Origin of the sequence: Azospirillum agricola (genome assembly GCF_020005195.1) — a bacterium.
In the GTDB taxonomy this organism is placed as follows: domain Bacteria; phylum Pseudomonadota; class Alphaproteobacteria; order Azospirillales; family Azospirillaceae; genus Azospirillum; species Azospirillum agricola.
On record NZ_JAIFZR010000005.1, the window covers coordinates 1,007,416 to 1,023,062 of the forward strand.

Annotated in this window: 14 protein-coding genes; 5 read left to right on the forward strand and 9 right to left on the reverse strand. The window is 68.9% G+C overall.

Translation table 11 applies throughout. The features are described 5' to 3' along the window. Positions 1–7: 7 nt before the first annotated feature. Both JN22_RS19735 and JN22_RS19740 read right to left on the reverse strand, forming a co-directional pair. Positions 8–1,177 (reverse strand): FIST signal transduction protein, encoded by a 1,170-nt coding sequence (locus JN22_RS19735; protein WP_085555565.1) that lies wholly within the window; start codon positions 1,175–1,177, stop codon positions 8–10. Positions 1,178–1,184: 7 nt separating this feature from the next. Further along, positions 1,185–1,820 (reverse strand): arylesterase, encoded by a 636-nt coding sequence (locus JN22_RS19740; protein ID WP_223677798.1) that lies wholly within the window; start codon positions 1,818–1,820, stop codon positions 1,185–1,187. An 88-nt stretch (positions 1,821–1,908) separates the two neighbouring features. Between JN22_RS19740 and JN22_RS19745 the strand changes: the two genes are divergently transcribed. From JN22_RS19745 to JN22_RS19755, 3 genes are all read left to right on the forward strand, one after another. Further along, entirely contained in the window at positions 1,909–2,697 is a 789-nt protein-coding gene (locus JN22_RS19745; protein ID WP_085555567.1) for an ABC transporter ATP-binding protein, read from the forward strand. A 5-nt stretch (positions 2,698–2,702) separates the two neighbouring features. Next, positions 2,703–5,288 (forward strand): ABC transporter permease, encoded by a 2,586-nt coding sequence (locus JN22_RS19750; RefSeq protein ID WP_223677799.1) that lies wholly within the window; start codon positions 2,703–2,705, stop codon positions 5,286–5,288. Positions 5,289–5,431: 143 nt separating this feature from the next. Next, complete coding sequence (locus tag JN22_RS19755; protein WP_085555568.1) at positions 5,432–6,157, forward strand: Bax inhibitor-1/YccA family protein; 726 nt, start codon at positions 5,432–5,434, stop codon at positions 6,155–6,157. Positions 6,158–6,277: 120 nt separating this feature from the next. Here the strand turns inward: JN22_RS19755 and JN22_RS19760 are convergent, their stop codons facing one another. The 3 genes from JN22_RS19760 to dnaK form a co-directional block, all read right to left on the reverse strand. After that, positions 6,278–7,306, reverse strand: coding sequence for a GGDEF domain-containing protein (locus tag JN22_RS19760; protein WP_223677800.1), 1,029 nt, complete (start codon positions 7,304–7,306; stop codon positions 6,278–6,280). A gap of 301 nt (positions 7,307–7,607) precedes the next feature. Continuing rightward, positions 7,608–8,765: a molecular chaperone DnaJ gene (dnaJ, locus tag JN22_RS19765; RefSeq protein WP_085555570.1), complete on the reverse strand. Its 1,158-nt coding sequence runs from the start codon at positions 8,763–8,765 to the stop codon at positions 7,608–7,610. A gap of 151 nt (positions 8,766–8,916) precedes the next feature. Then, positions 8,917–10,842 carry a molecular chaperone DnaK gene (gene dnaK / locus JN22_RS19770; RefSeq protein ID WP_085555571.1) on the reverse strand — a complete coding sequence of 642 codons (1,926 nt, stop codon included), beginning with the start codon at positions 10,840–10,842 and terminating at the stop codon, positions 8,917–8,919. Positions 10,843–11,460: 618 nt separating this feature from the next. On the opposite strand from dnaK, the gene JN22_RS19775 reads away from it, so the two are divergent. Further along, entirely contained in the window at positions 11,461–11,664 is a 204-nt protein-coding gene (locus JN22_RS19775) for a hypothetical protein (protein ID WP_085555572.1), read from the forward strand. 64 nt (positions 11,665–11,728) lie between these two features. On the opposite strand, the gene JN22_RS19780 is transcribed toward JN22_RS19775, so the two are convergent. Next, positions 11,729–12,241, reverse strand: coding sequence for a hypothetical protein (locus tag JN22_RS19780; RefSeq protein ID WP_085555573.1), 513 nt, complete (start codon positions 12,239–12,241; stop codon positions 11,729–11,731). A 135-nt stretch (positions 12,242–12,376) separates the two neighbouring features. Between JN22_RS19780 and JN22_RS19785 the strand changes: the two genes are divergently transcribed. After that, a complete protein-coding gene (locus JN22_RS19785; protein WP_085555574.1) occupies positions 12,377–13,255 on the forward strand; it encodes a DUF1848 domain-containing protein in 879 nt (292 codons plus the stop codon). Positions 13,256–13,278: 23 nt separating this feature from the next. Here the strand turns inward: JN22_RS19785 and JN22_RS19790 are convergent, their stop codons facing one another. The 3 genes from JN22_RS19790 to hrcA all read right to left on the reverse strand — a co-directional run bounded on the left by JN22_RS19790 (position 13,279) and on the right by hrcA (position 15,498). After that, the gene (locus JN22_RS19790) at positions 13,279–13,644 is read right to left on the reverse strand and encodes a response regulator (RefSeq protein ID WP_085555575.1); all 366 of its coding nucleotides are present in this window, start codon (positions 13,642–13,644) and stop codon (positions 13,279–13,281) included. Between the two features lie 149 nt (positions 13,645–13,793). Beyond that, entirely contained in the window at positions 13,794–14,468 is a 675-nt protein-coding gene (gene grpE / locus JN22_RS19795; protein ID WP_263300962.1) for a nucleotide exchange factor GrpE, read from the reverse strand. Beyond that, positions 14,458–15,498: a heat-inducible transcriptional repressor HrcA gene (hrcA, locus tag JN22_RS19800; RefSeq protein WP_085555577.1), complete on the reverse strand. Its 1,041-nt coding sequence runs from the start codon at positions 15,496–15,498 to the stop codon at positions 14,458–14,460. Before hrcA ends, grpE begins: the two co-directional genes overlap by 11 nt. Positions 15,499–15,647: the final 149 nt, after the last annotated feature.

Sequence of the window (15,647 nt, forward strand, 5' to 3'; positions counted from 1 at the left end):
ACGATCCTTACAGGAAAAGGGTCAGTACGCCTGTGTAACCATACAGGCGGTTGTGGGAAATTTCACCGGAGGCGAAGAAGCCGGTCAAGGGCACGTCGCCGAAGGCCTCGCGGATCAGCGACAGCTCGGTGTTCGCCTCGCCGAACAGGCTGGGGCCGCGGGCGATGCAGCTGACATAGACCGCCCCCCTGGGCGTCGTCCTCACCCGCTTCCTCAGGCCGTCCAGCATCCGGCGCATGTCGGCGGCGGCGCTGGCGCGATCGCGGCGGGTGAACAGGATGGGTTGGCCGGTCGTCACCCGCTCGGCGATCGACAGCCAGCCGGCACGCGGGTCGATGGCGATCAGGTCGCGCACCAGATAATCCTGGGTGTCGGACCCGGCGATCGGCAGTCCGGCGCAGATGGTGCCGGCCACTTGACGCAAGTCGGCGGCCAACTCCGGACCGATGTCCTCCTTGAAGACGTCGAGCGCCGGGCGGCCATCGATTTCCAGGATGACGTTGTCGTCGCTGGCGGTGACGCTGCGCTTCGGCCCGATCGGCAGGCAACCCTGGGTGCGCGCGGTGGCGACCTCGACGGATGGGGCGAACAGCACGCCGGAGACACCGTTTTCGGCCACGGGGCCGCCGTCGAGCGGGTCGGTGAATTGCGGGAAGGCGGTGCGCGACGCGCTGGTGCCACCGACCAGGAAGGCGCTGGTCGTCTCCGACAGGCTGGCGACGAGGTCGGCGAGCTGCGGCGTGCGCGGGTCGGCGTGGACCAGCGCCAGCGAGGCGCCGTGCTTGTCGAGCCAGCCGCCGGCCGAGCGGCGCAGCGGTTCCAGGTCACCGCTCACCGCCGGGAACGGGCGGAAGCTGTCGGCGGGCAGGCGGGCGGCCATGACGGCGATGCCCGGCTCATCGAAGATCACCTCGCCGTTGGCGCAGACGCCGATGCCGACCGTGCCGGTCCAGTCGCGGATGCCGGTGATGGCGCGCAGCAGCGTGACGATGCTGCCGGCGTGCTCGGCGAAGCCGTCGGTGATGTACAGGAAGCCGAGGTTGCAGCCGGTCACCGGCCCCAGCCGGTCGAGGCAGGCCTTGGTCGTCGGCCCCCAGTCGGTGCCGGCGGCGCTGGCCGCGCGGAAGAAGACCTCTCCGGACGTCTCTTCGGACGTTGCGCGGGTGGCTGTGGTCATGGCGGCCTCAGCCTCCGGTCTTGGGCAGGGAGTCGAGCAGGCGGGTGACGTCGGGCAGGATGCGCTCGACGATGACCGCCACCCCCTGGGCGTTGGGGTGCAGCCCGTCGGCCTGGATCAGCGCCCGTTCGGTCGCCACCCCGTCGAGGAAGAAGGGGTAGAGCGGCACGCCGTGCGTCTTCGCCAGCTCCGGGTAGAGCGCGTTGAAGCGCTCGGTGTAGGGGCGGCCGAGGCTGGGCGACGCCAGCATGCCGGCCAGCAGGGTCGGAATCTTGCGTTCGTTCAGCCTGGTCAGGATGGCGTCGAGGTTCGCCTTGGCGGCGCCGGGGTCGAGGCCGCGCAGCATGTCGTTGGCGCCCAGCTCGACCAGAGCCGCGTCGGGCTTGTCGGCGAGCGCCCAGTCGAGCCGCGCCAGCCCGCCGGCCGTGGTGTCGCCCGACACGCCGGCGTTGACCACGGTGACCGAATAGCCCTTGGCGGTCAGCGCCTTCTGGAGCTGGCTGGCGAAGCCCTGCGGCTCCGGCAGGCCGTAGCCGGCGGTCAGGCTGTCGCCGAGCGCCAGCAGCTTGACGGGAGCGGCGGCGGCCGAGGCGGGAGAGGTGGCGGGAAGGATCGTCATCGACACCCCTGCGGCGAGCAGCATCGTGAAAGCCGCGTTGAGAAGGCCCGTGTTGAAAGCGCGGCGGGCCGTGCCATATGGCGAACGTCCGTTCCGCATGATCGAGAGACGCATGTCCAAGGTCCAATCCGCTGCAACGTCGTCCGAAACCATCGCCGATCGAACCATCGTGGATCTCGACGACGTCCACTTGAGATTGGACAGCGGGGCCGGACCCGTCAACATCCTGAGGGGCGTGAATCTTCACGTCGGCCGCGGCGAGCGGGTCGGGGTGGTCGGTCCCAGCGGCTCCGGCAAATCGACGATGATGATGGTGATGGCCGGCCTGGAACGCCCGAGCGGCGGCCGGATCCGGGTCGCCGGGCAGGATCTGGGCGCGCTCGACGAGGACGGGCTGGCGCGCTTCCGCCGCGACCATGTCGGCATCGTCTTCCAGGCCTTCCATCTGGTGCCGACCATGACGGCGCTGGAGAATGTGGCGATCCCGCTGGAGTTCGCCGGGGCGCGCGACGCCTTCGACCGCGCGCGCGTCGGGCTGGAGTCGGTCGGGCTCGGCCACCGGATCCACCATTATCCGGGGCAGCTCTCCGGCGGCGAGCAGCAGCGCACGGCGCTGGCCCGCGCCTTCGTCGCCGAGCCGTCGCTGCTGCTGGCCGACGAGCCGACCGGCAACCTCGACATCGACACCGGCGCCACCATCGTCAAGCTGCTGTTCGACCTCGCCGAGCGGCGCGGCACCACGCTGGTGCTGATCACCCACGACCCGGCGCTGGCGGCGCGCTGCGACCGCACGGTGCGGCTGGCCGACGGCCGGATCGCCGACGATGGGCTCGGCGGCGGTGATTTGGACGGCGTCGCCCTGGCAGCCCGGCGCGAGCGCGCCCGGCTGGCGGGGGAATGACGGGGATGGCGACGGAAAACGGTGCCATGGGGAGCGGGGTGATGGGCGGGGCCGGCACCTTGCGGCTCGCCCTGCGGCTGGCCCGGCGCGAGCTGCGCGGCGGGCTGAAGGGATTCTGGATCTTCCTGGCCTGCCTGACGCTGGGCGTCGCCGCCATCGCCTCGGTCCAGTCGGTGTCGAGCGGCCTGCTCGACGGGCTGGCCAGCGACGGGCGGTCGATCCTCGGCGGCGACGTGGCGCTGCGCCAGCTCTACACCCCGCCGACCGACGAGCAGAAGGCGGTGCTGGCCGGGGCCGGTCCCAACGTCGCCCGCGTGTCGAACTCGGCCGAGATGCGGGCGATGGCGCGCGCCGACGACGAGGTCCGCGCCTCGCTGGTCGAATTGAAGGCGGTGGACGGCGTCTACCCGCTCTACGGCACCCTGACCCTGCGCGGCGGCGGCGACCTGAAGGAGGCGCTGTCCCGGCGCGACGGGCGCTGGGGGGCGGTGGTCGAGGCCAGCCTGACCGACCGGCTCGGTGTCGGGATCGGCGACCCGATCCATCTCGGCGACAGCGTCTACCGCGTCGCCGGGGTGATCGACCGCGAGCCGGACCGGGCATCGTCCAACGCCTTCTCGCTGGGTCCGCGCCTGATGGTGGCGTTGGATTCGCTGCCCGACACCGGCCTGCTGCAACCGGGCAGCCTGACCTGGTGGAGCGCCAAGGTGGCGTTGCCGGAGGGCACCGACCTCCGGGCGTGGCAGGAGTCCCTGAAGGCGCGCTTCCCCGACGCCCCCTGGCGGGTGCGCGACTTCACCAACGCCTCGCCGCAGATCGAGCGCTTCATCGACCGCATGACGCTGTTTCTGACGCTGGTCGGGCTGACCGCCCTGCTGGTCGGCGGGGTCGGGGTCGGCAACGCGGTGCGCAGCCATCTCGATTCCCGCGCCCGCACCATCGCCATGATGAAGTGCATCGGCGCGCCCGGCGCGCTGGTCTTCCAGCTCTATCTGGCGCAGATCCTGGCGCTGGCGCTGGTCGGCATCCTGCTCGGGCTGGCGCTGGGGGCGGTGGCGCCGCTGGCGCTCGGCCGGCTGCTGGAGGATGTGCTGCCGGTCTCGGCCCACATCGGGGTCTATCATCCCGGCGCGCTGGCGCTGGCGGCGCTCTACGGCGTGCTGACGGCGCTGACCTTCTCGCTGTGGCCGCTCGGCCGGGCGCGCGAGGTGCCGGCCGGCGCCCTGTTCCGCGACGTCATCACCCCGGCGGGCGGGCGGCCCAGGGCGCCCACCCTCGCCGCCATGGCGCTGTCGGTGCTGGCGCTGGCCGGGCTGGCGGTGGCGACCGCCGACAACAAGCTGTTTGCCGGCTGGTTCGTCGCCGGCTCCATCGCCACCTTTGTCACCTTCCGGCTGGCCGCCGGGCTGGTGACGATGGCGGCGGCGAAGGTTGGCCGGGTGAGGCGGCCGGGGCTGCGGCTGGCGCTCGCCAACCTGCACCGGCCGGGCAACCCGACGGCGGCGGTGGTGCTGTCGCTTGGGCTCGGGCTGACCGTGCTGGTCGCCATCGCGCTGGTCCAGGGCAACTTCGCCCGCCGGGTGTCGGAGACGATCCCCAAGGACGCGCCGAGCTTCTTCTTCGTCGACATCCAGCGCGACCAGTTCGACCCGTTGCGCGATCTGGTGACCGCAATCCCCGGCACCAGCGCCTTCGAGGCGGTGCCCAGCCTGCGCGGCCGCATCGAGAGCGTCGACGGGGTGGAGGCCGAGAAGGCGCTGGCCAACCCCGAGCAGGCCTGGATCCTGGCCGGCGACCGCGGCATCACCTACGCCGCCACCCTGCCGGCGCGCTCGCAGGTGGTCGCCGGGTCGTGGTGGGCGGCGGACTACAAGGGACCGCCGCTGATCTCGATCCACCAGAGCGTCGCCGAAGCCTTCAACATCGGTCCCGGCGCCAAGCTGGCGGTCAACATCCTCGGCCGGACCATCGAGGCGACGGTGGCCAACGTCCGCGCCGCCGATTTCAGCAGCATGGCGATCAACTTCACCATGGTCTTCGCCCCCGGCACGCTGGAGGGCGCCCCGCAGACCTGGATCGCCACCGTCCGCGCCACGCCCGACGCCGAGGAGGCGGTCCAGCGCGCCGTGTTGCAGCGGTTCCCCAACGTCACGCTGGTGCGGGTGAAGGACGCGCTCGACACGGTGGGCGACATGCTGGGCCACATCGGCACGGCGGTGCGCATCGTCGCCGGCATCACGCTGGTCGCCGGCACGCTGGTGCTGGCCGGGGCCGTCGCCGCCGGCCACCGCCGCCGGGTCTACGACGCCGTGGTGCTGAAGGTGCTGGGGGCGACGCGGGCCGACGTGCTGCGCGCCTTCCTGCTGGAATATGGCCTGCTCGGCCTGATGACCGCCGCCATCGCCGGGGCGATCGGCACGCTGACCGCCTGGGCGGTGATGCGCTTCCTGATGCGCTGGGAGTGGAGCTTCCTGCCGTCGGCTGTGGTGACGACGGCGCTGCTCAGCACCGCGATCACGCTGGCCTTCGGGTTCTATGGTACCTGGCGCGCCCTGGGGCAGCCGGCGGCGCCGTTGCTTCGCAACGAATGAAGAGGGTCGGGACGTTCCAAAGTCACGGGTTCATGAAAGCTTTTTCATCCCGTGGACGAGTTTCCGATTCCTGTTGAACGGCATGGCGGACTCGCCAATATGTCAGGTCGACGGGACAACCTTCTTTCACCGAGGATACGACCATGGCTGACCCGACCTTTAACCGCTTCGCGACCGTGGGCCGCGCGACAGATCGGGGATACTTCGACGAAGGCCTGCGGCAGCACATGCTGCGCGTGTACAACTACATGGGCGCCGGCCTGATCCTGACGGGTCTGGTCGCGATGCTCGTGTCGTCCAGCCCGACCATGATGGCGGCGATCTTCGGAACGCCGCTGAAGTGGGTGGTGATGCTGGCGCCGCTGGCCTTCGTGATGGTGCTGTCCTTCGGCATTCAACGCCTGTCCTTCGCGTCGGCGCAGCTGGTCTTCTGGGCCTACTGCGGCGCGATGGGCCTGTCGATGTCGGCGATCTTCCTGGTCTTCACCGGGGCGTCGATCGCGCTGACCTTCTTCGTCACCGCCGCGACCTTCCTGTCGATGAGCCTGTACGGCTACACGACGAAGGCCGACCTGTCGAAGATGGGCTCCTTCCTGATGATGGGCGTGATCGGCCTCGTCATCGCCGGTCTGGCCAACATCTTCTTCCAGTCGCCGGCCCTGCATTTCGCGATCTCGGCCATCGGCGTGCTGATCTTCACCGGCCTGACCGCCTACGACACCCAGGCGATCAAGGAAAGCTACGCCGAGGGCTACGACCATGAGAGCACCGGCAAGCTGGCTCTGATGGGCGCCCTGACGCTGTACCTGGACTTCGTGAACCTGTTCCAGTTCCTGCTTCAGTTCCTGGGCGTGCGCAACAACGACTGAGCGTGACCAATCGTCGGATCGGTTGATCGAAACGATGAACCGCCCGGAAGCAGCCGCTTCCGGGCGGTTTTTCTTTGGGAGTGAGGGGCAGGGGAGGTGTCCCACCCCCGCCTGACAGCCTCACGCCGGCTCGGTGCTGACCACGCGGTCCTTGCCGGCCTGCTTGGCCTGGTACATGCGCTGGTCGGCCAGTTCCACCAGCGCTTCCCAGTCGATGGAGCGGTCGGCGTGCTGCTCGGCGATGCCGATGCTGGCGGTCTGGAGGGCGCCGTCCGGCCGCTTGCCGAAGCCGGCGGTGCGCATCCGTTCGACCGCGATCATCGCGCCGTCGATCGGGGTATCCGGCATGATCACCAGGAACTCCTCGCCGCCCCAGCGGACCAGCGCGTCGGATTCCCGCAGCAGGCTGCGGATGGTGGTGGCGGCGTGGCGCAGCACGCGGTCGCCCTCGTCGTGCCCGAAGCGGTCGTTGACCGCCTTGAAATCGTCGAGGTCGACGAAGATCGCCGACAGGGGCTGGTGCGAGCGCTGGGCGTGCGCGAGCTGGAGCCGCAGCAGCTCCTCGCCGATCCGGCGCGACAGCGCGCCGGTCAGCACGTCGTGCGCCGCCTGCTCCAGCAGGGCGATCATGAAATGGAGCTGGCTGATGGCGGCCAGCGTCGCCACCACGGCGATCAGCACCAGCAGCCAGAGCGCGCTGATGTAGGACGGGAAGGGCAGGACCAGCGAGCCGTAGAAGCCGGCGCCGAGATGCGCCGCCAGCATCGGGGCGGCGAAGAGGGCGCCCTCCTTGGCGGTCAGCGGGAAGACGCTGAGGCCGGCGACCATGACGAAGGGCAGGTAGCCGTAGCCGGCCGTCACCGCGATGCGCAGGTCGTCCATCCCCTGCTCGTAGAGCAGCGGGTGCGAGATGGTGAAGAACAGGGTCGGGATCGCCAGCAGCGCGGCCAGCCGCCACCACGCGTCCTTGATGTCGTCGCAGGGGCGCGGGTCGAGGGCGAGCGCCAGGAAGGCGCCGCTGGCGGTCAGCCGCAGCGCGGCGAGGGCGGCGGACAACGGCCAGTTGAACACCGTCACGTCGATGATGATCCACAGCGGCGTCAGCAGCCCGAAGACCATCGCCACCATGCGGACACGCGAATGGATCATCGCCGCCCGCCGCCGGTTCAGGATGGGCGAATGCCCGGACGGCACAATCAGGTCTCTGATCTGGTCGCTCCGGATGAAATCCGCGAAGGACGGGTTACCGAGCATGACGCGGCCTGTTCCCAGCACAGTCAAAGGGGAAACGCGTTGGCAAATTGCACAGGCATGTTTCGCCCGGCAATGGCTTTCGCCAAAAAAGGTACCCTATCAGGGTGGGGCGGCCGCGACAAACATCATACAAAAAAAGAGGCGGCATTGCGCCGCCTCCGTTCCGTTTCATGGGCTTTGAAGCTTTTTGAAACTTTCAATCCTTCAGGTCTTCCCACAATTCCTTCACCTTGGCGAAGAAACCTTCTGATTGTGGATTCGAACCTTCTTTCCCGCCACTCTCGAACTCGCGCAGCAATTCCTGCTGGCGCTTGGTGAGGTTGACCGGCGTCTCCACCACCGCCTGAATGTACATGTCGCCGCGCTGGGGGCTGCGCAGCACCGACATGCCTTTGCTCTTGATGCGGAACTGGTGGCCGGACTGGGTGCCCGGCGGCACCGTCACCTTGGTGCGGGTGCCGTCGATGGTCGGCACCTCCACCGTGCCGCCCAGCGCCGCCGTGGTCATCGGGATCGGCACGCGGCAGTGGATGTTGGCGCCGTCGCGCTGGAAGATCGGGTGAGGGGCGATGGCGAGGAAGATGTAGAGGTCGCCCGCCGGCGCCCCGCGCAGCCCCGCCTCGCCCTCGCCGGCCAGACGGATGCGGGTGCCGTCCTCGACGCCGGCCGGGATGTTGACCTGGAGGGTCTTCTCCTTGCGCAGGCGGCCGGCGCCGCCGCAGGTCTTGCAGGCGTCCTTGATGACCTTGCCGGCGCCGTGGCAGCCGGGGCAGGTGCGCTCGATGGTGAAGAAGCCCTGCTGGGCGCGCACCTTGCCGTGACCCTGGCAGGTCGGGCAGGTGATCGGCTGGGTCCCCGCCGCCGCACCCGAGCCGTTGCAGCCGTCGCACTGGACCGACGTCGGCACGCGCACGTTGGTCTGGGTGCCCTTGAAGGCCTCCTCCAGCCCGATCTCCAGATTGTAGCGCAGGTCCTGGCCGCGCCCCGAGGCGCCGCCGCCGCCGCGCCGGCCGCCCATGAACTCGCCGAACATCTCGTCGAAGATGTCGGCGAAGCCGCCGGCCCCGCCGCCGAAGTCGAAGTTGAAGCCGCCGGCCCCGGCGCCCGGCCCGCCGCGTCCGCCGCCATTCTCGAAGGCGGCGTGGCCGAACCGGTCGTAGGCCGCGCGCTTCTGGTCGTCCTTGAGGATCTCGTAGGCCTCGCTGACTTCCTTGAACTTGTGCTCGGCCTCCTTGTCACCCTGGTTGCGGTCCGGGTGGTACTGCATCGCCATCTTGCGGTAAGCCTTCTTCAGCTCATCCGCGCTGGCGCCTTTTTCCACACCGAGCAGCTCGTAATAATCCTGTTTCGCCATGGGGGCCGACCGCCTTACGTCTGGTCCAAACTGTCCGGGTCACGCTGCAACCTGACCCCAGCATACCGAAGGCCCGCCGCCGGGGAAAGGCGGCGGGCCAACGATGCTCGCGTCAGGTCCGTATCAAAAAGAAGCTGCCCAAGGGATGGGCTTAGGCCGACTTCTTCTTGTCGTCCTGGACCTCCTCGAAGTCGGCGTCGACGACGCCCGGCTCGTTCGGCTTGGCGCCCGCCGCGGCGGCGTCGTCGCCGCCGGCGCCGGGGGCCTCGCCCTGGCCGGCCTTGTACATCGCCTCGCCCAGCTTCATCGAGACCTGGGCCAGGGCCTCGGTCTTGGCCTTCAGCGTCTCCAGGTCGTCGCCGTCGAGCACGCCCTTCAGCTCGGCGACGGCGGCCTCGGCGGCGGTCTTGTCGGAGGCCGGGATCTTGTCCGCGTTCTCCTTGATGGTCCGCTCCGTGGTGTGGATCAGCGCGTCGGCGTGGTTGCGGGCGTCGACCAGCTCGCGGCGCTTCTTGTCCTCGGCCGAATGGGCCTCGGCGTCCTTCACCATCTTCTGGATGTCGGCGTCCGACAGGCCGCCCGAGGCCTGGATGCGGATCTGCTGCTCCTTGCCGGTCGCCTTGTCCTTGGCGGTGACGCTGACGATGCCGTTGGCGTCGATGTCGAAGATCACCTCGATCTGCGGCACGCCGCGCGGGGCCGGCGGGATGCCGACCAGATCGAACTGGCCCAGCGCCTTGTTGTCCTGCGCCATCTCGCGCTCGCCCTGGAAGACGCGGATGGTGACGGCGTTCTGGTTGTCCTCGGCGGTCGAGAAGACCTGGCTCTTCTTGGTCGGCACCGTGGTGTTGCGGTCGATCAGGCGGGTGAAGACGCCGCCCAGCGTCTCGATGCCCAGCGACAGCGGGGTGACGTCGAGCAGCAGGACGTCCTTGACCTCGCCCTTCAGCACGCCGCCCTGGATGGCGGCGCCGATGGCGACCACCTCGTCCGGGTTGACGCCACGGTGCGGCTCACGGCCGAAGAACTGCTTCACCGCGTCGATGACCTTGGGCATGCGGGTCATGCCGCCGACCAGGATCACCTCGTCGATCTCGCTCGCCTTCAGGCCGGCGTCCTTGAGGGCGGCCTTGCAGGGCTCGATCGTGCGCTGCACCAGATCGTCGACCAGGGCTTCCAGCTTGGCGCGGGTCACCTTGATGTTCAGGTGCTTCGGGCCGGTCTGGTCGGCGGTGATGAAGGGCAGGTTGACCTCGGTCTGCGTCGTCGAGGACAGCTCGATCTTCGCCTTCTCGGCGGCCTCCTTGAGGCGCTGCAGGGCGAGCTTGTCCTTGCGCAGGTCGATGCCCTGCTCCTTCTGGAACTCCTCGGCCAGATACTCGATGACGCGGCTGTCGAAGTCCTCGCCGCCGAGGAAGGTGTCGCCGTTGGTCGACTTCACCTCGAACACGCCGTCGCCGATCTCCAGCACCGAGATGTCGAAGGTGCCGCCACCGAGGTCGTAGACCGCGACGATGCCGGTGCCCTTCTTCTCCATGCCGTAGGCGAGCGCGGCGGCCGTCGGCTCGTTGATGATGCGCAGCACTTCCAGGCCGGCGATCTTGCCGGCGTCCTTGGTGGCCTGGCGCTGGCTGTCGTTGAAGTAGGCCGGGACGGTGATGACCGCCTGCGTGACCTTCTCACCCAGATAGTTCTCCGCCGTCTCCTTCATCTTGCCGAGGATGAAGGCGCTGATCTGGCTCGGGCTGTACTTCTTGGCGTGGGCCTCGACCCAGGCGTCGCCGTTGTCGCCGGAAATGATCTTGTAGGGAACGAGGCCCTGGTCCTTCTTGGTCAGCGGATCGTCGTAGCGGCGGCCGATCAGACGCTTGATCGCGAAGAGGGTGTTTTCCGGGTTGGTGACGGCCTGGCGCTTGGCGGGCTGGCCGACGAGGCGCTCGCCGCCCTGGGTGAAGGCGACCATCGACGGCGTCGTGCGGGCGCCCTCGGCGTTCTCGATGACCTTGGCGCTGCCGCCTTCCATCACGGCGACGCAGGAGTTCGTGGTGCCGAGGTCGATACCAATCACTTTGCTCATGTTCAGCCTCTTGTGTTCGGCAGATGCGTGGCGGCCCGTCGGTTCCGGCACCGCCGCGATCCCCTGGGATCGGTGGAACGGTTTGGGTGGATCACTTCTGGCGGAGATATAGGCGGGCGCGTTTCGGGCTGCAACGGTGTGCTGGTCGGTTCAACCCGCAAAAGCGGGGAAAAGCACGCCGGCGGGGAGACCGGCTGCGTCGCGGCGGCGGTCTCGCTTCTGAATAGAATACCCCCGTATTCAAGGATGCATCGTATATACCCCGATATTCACCGCGTTTGAATCATATCGTTTCTCCTGTTACAAGTCTTTAACCGAGAAACCGATAAGTAGACAAGGTCATTAACTTTTCATTAACAAGAAACCGTGTGATTATTATCCAGGAATCAATTGCCAGTTGCCGTGTCTATTCAATGTCCCAAGATTCTAATAGTGAAATCGAGAAAGGATGATGCTACCTTCTTTGGAGGTAAGGGAGCTGCCGTTCGCCCTGTTTCCGGTTCGGCTCGGTTCGGCCATCCCGGCTGGCGGCGGCTCGTCCTTTCATTTTCCAGGCAGCGCCCGACAAGGCGTCCGGCGGCACAAACCAGCGGCACAAGAGCGTGAAAGGGAAGCGCTATGACGGATGAACGACGCGACGTGGCTCTGGCCATCAAGTCCTGCCTGGACAGCCTGATGAGCGACGCGGCGCGCTGCGACCTCGACGACCTCGCGCGCTTCCTCAGTCTCGCCTCCCTGGCCGCCGAGGAGGCGGCCGTCGCCCACGATCCCAAGGCCACGCGCCTGAAGGTGCTGATGGCGAGCGGCGCCGGCCACTGCTGAACGGCGGTCGCCGTCCCGGCCGCGGCGACGGGCATGGGGGTGCCCGCCGACCGACGCCGCGGCGTTAGAGGATGTCGGCGGTGCGGATCGCCTCGTCGATCCGGCCCAGCATCGCGGCGCAGGATTCGTCGCCGTCCAGGATGGCGGGCAGGGCGAAGCTGAACATCGCCACCGCCGCGCGACCGTCGCGGGCGGTGCCGACCAGCCAGAGATAATGGGTCTCCGCCCGGCCGTCCTCGTCGGTCATCATCATCGCCTGCGCGATCGTCGCGCCGTCCTCGCGGGTTTCGACGCTGCGGTCGCTCGCGCGCGAATCCTGGGGGCGGACGAAGCGCAGCGCCATCTCCTGCAAGGTGGCGGCGACGCCGCCCGCGTCCGGCTTCGGCGTGACCCGGTCGGTCACCAGCCGCAGGGTTCCGCCGGCCGGCGGCGGCGGACGGAAGGTGGCGACGGGCTGGCCCTCATGCTCCTCGACGTCGGCGGCCCAGCCGGGGGGCAGGCGGAAACGGACGGTGTCGTTCCAGCCGATGATCCGGCCTTCGGTGGTTTCGCCGCCCTGCGCTCGTTCGCCGCTCATGCCTTGTCCCCTGTTCCGGTCGCGGCGCACTGTAGGCGCTCGAACGAACCGCGCCAATCGCCACGTGTCGGTCATCGGGAATGGCTTTTTTGACCCGGCCTTGATGCGCGGGCGGCGGATGCCCATCCTGGTCCGATGATCGTTTCGTGCAGCTACAAGACCGACATCCCGGCCTTTTACGGCCGCTGGTTCCTCAACCGCCTGAAGGCCGGCTATTGTCGGACGGTCAATCCCTATGGCGGGCAGACCTACCGCGTCGATCTGACGAAGCCGGCGGTGGAGGGCTTCGTGTTCTGGACGAAGAATCTCGGGCCGTTCCTCGACGGGCTGGGCGCGGTGTCGGAGGCCGGCTTTCCCTTCATCGTCCAGTACAGCGTCACCGGCCTGCCGACCGCGCTGGAGCGCTCGGTTCCCGACTGGCGGGTCGCCGTCGATCACATGAAAGCGGTGCGCGACCGCTGGGGACCGCGGGCGGTGGTCTGGCGCTACGATCCGGTCGCCGTGACCGACGCCACGCCACCGGCCTGGCACCGCGAGACCTTCGCGCGGCTGGCCGGCGCGCTGCGCGGCGTCAGCGACGAGGCGGTGCTGTCCTTCCTGCAACCCTATCGCAAGACGGCGCGCAACCTCGCCGCCGCCGGCATCGGCTGGCGCGACCCGGAGGCGGGGGAGAAGCGCGCCCTGCTGGCCGATTTGGCCGGCATCGCGGCGGGGGAGGGGATGGCCCTGACGCTCTGCACCCAGCCGGATCTGGCCGGGGTGGCGGGGGTCGGGGCGGCGCGCTGCGTCGACGCGGCGCGGCTGTCGGAGGTGGCCGGGCGGGTTCTGGCGGCGCGGGAGAAGGGCAACCGGCCCGGTTGCCTCTGCGCCGAAAGCCGCGACATCGGCGAGTACGACACTTGCCCGCACGGCTGCGTCTATTGCTACGCCGTGGCGGACCGGGCGACGGCGCAGCGGCGCTTCGCGGCGCACGACCCGGAGGGCGAGTTCCTGTTTCCCCGCCCAATCCGCTGAGGCCCGGCTCGGCGGGATCCCGCTTACGGGCAGACCTTCCTGACCGTCTCGACCAGCTTTTCCGGGTTGAAAGGCTTCACCAGCCAGCCGGTGGCCCCGGCCTCGCGGCCGGCGGCCTTCTTGGCCGGGTCGGCCTCGGTGGTCAGCAGCAGGATCGGCGTGGCGCGGTTGCCGGCGTTGGCGCGGATGGCCTTGGTCAGCGCCAGACCGTCCATGCCCGGCATGTTCAGGTCGGTGATGACGCAGTCGAACTTCCGCTGGTTGACCAGGGCCAGGGCGGCGAGGCCGTCCGCCGCCTCGGTCACGGCGTAGCCCGCCTTTTGCAGCGTGAAGCCGACCATGTCGCGGATGGTCTTGGAATCGTCGACGGTCAGGACGCTCTTGGGCATGAGGCTTTTCCTCCTGGGGGCCGCATTGGTTCGGGCCGTAAGGATTGCGCGTCCCGAAGGCGTAGGAAGTTTCGCGCCCCGCGTCAACAGGCGCCCGCAAGGCCGGCCCATGTGCGGCCGGCCTTGCGGATCGTTTCAAAGCCGAACCGTTACGCCTTCGTATCGATGTGCTGGCCGCCCGGTTCGTTGGCACCGCCCTTGGCAACGCCGACCATGGCCTCGCGCAGCAGGCGGCCGTGGATGGTGTAGCCGGGCTGGAGCACCTGCACGACGGTGCCGGCCGGCTTGCCGGTGTTCTCGATCTCGAACATCACCTGATGGAAGTTCGGGTCGAACATCTCGCCGGCCGGGTCGATGCGCTTGACGCCGGCGCGGTCGAAGGCGGCGAAGAGCTGGCGCTCGGTCGCCTCGACGCCGACGGCGAGGCCCTTCAGCATCTCGTCCTGCTCGCGGCCCTCGGCGGGAACGGCGTCGAGCGCGCGGCGCAGATTGTCGGCCACCGCCGCCAGCTCCTTGGCGAAGCTCGTCACGGCGTATTTGCTGGCGTCCTCGCGATCGCGCTGGGCGCGGCGGCGGGTGTTCTCCGTCTCGGCCATGGCGCGCAGAAGCTGGTCCTTCAGCGTGGCGACCTCGGCCTCCAGCGCGGCGACGCGGTCGTCGCCGGTGCCGGCTGCGGCGGCTTCGGGAGCGGGGGCGGCGGTCGGCTCGACCTCGGCGTCGGCGGGCTTGTTCTGCTCTTCGCTCATGGGATTCTCGGCTTCTTCGTTCGGTCGATTGAGGCGGGTGAAAGGGGGCGGTGGGTCCGGCGCGGGATCAGCCGACAAGACGGCTGACCACCTTGGCGGTGTAGTCCACCAGCGGGATGATGCGGGCGTAGTTCATGCGGGTCGGGCCGATGACGCCGATGGCGCCGATCACCTGTTCCCGGCTGTTCTGGAAGGGCGAGATGATCATCGTGCAGCCGGAATGGTTGAACAGCACGTTCTCGGCCCCGATGAAGATCTGCACGCCGTCGCCCTTGCCGGTGGCGTCCAGCATGCGCAGCATGGCCTCCTTGGTCTCCAGCGCCTCGAACAGGGAGCGGACGCGCTCCAGGTCGGTCAGCGCGGTGACGTCCTCCAGCAGCCTGGACTGGCCGCGGACGATGAGCTGCCCGGCGTTGGCCCCGCTGGTGCCGGCCCAGGTCGCCAGCCCGGCGGAGACGACGCGGCGCGACAATTCGTCCAGCTCGGTCTTCTGCTCGCGGATCTCGTGCAGGACCTCCTGGCGGGCCTCGTCGAGGGTGCGGCCGACCAGCCGGGCGCTGAGATAGTTCGACACCATCTGCAAGGTCGAGGCGGGCAGGCCGAGCGGCACCTCGATGACGCGGTTCTCGACCAGCCCGTCCTCGTTGACCAGCACGACCAGCGCGCGGCCGGGCCCCAGCGAGACGAATTCGATGTGCTTGAGCGGCCGGTCGGTCTTGGGCGCCATCACCAGCCCGGCGCAGTGCGACAGGCCGGACAGCATGGTCGAGGCCTCCGACATCACGTCGGGCAGGGCGCGGCCGGAGGCGGAGCATTTCGCCTCGATCGACACCCGCTCGTCCTCGGTCAGCGAGCCGATCTCCAGCAGCCCGTTGACGAACATCCGCAGGCCGGCGTCGGTCGGGATGCGCCCGGCCGAGGTGTGCGGGGCGTAGAGCAGCCCCTGTTCCTCCAGGTCGGCCATCACGTTGCGGATGGTCGCCGGCGACAGCGCCATGCCGAGCCGCCGCGAGATCGTGCGCGAGCCGACCGGCTCGCCCGACGCCACATAGGCATCGACGATCAACCGGAAAATCTCGCGCGACCGCTGGTTCAACTCGCTGATCATGGCCCGTACGCAAAGGACGGCGCCGACGCGGTTGCGTCAACGCCGTCCGAATTTAGGAGGGTCGGGCCTTCGAATCAACGTGCGGGGTGTGGTCTCCGGGCAATCGGCCGCGGTCCCTCTCCCTTGGCGCAAGGGCAAGGATGGCGGCG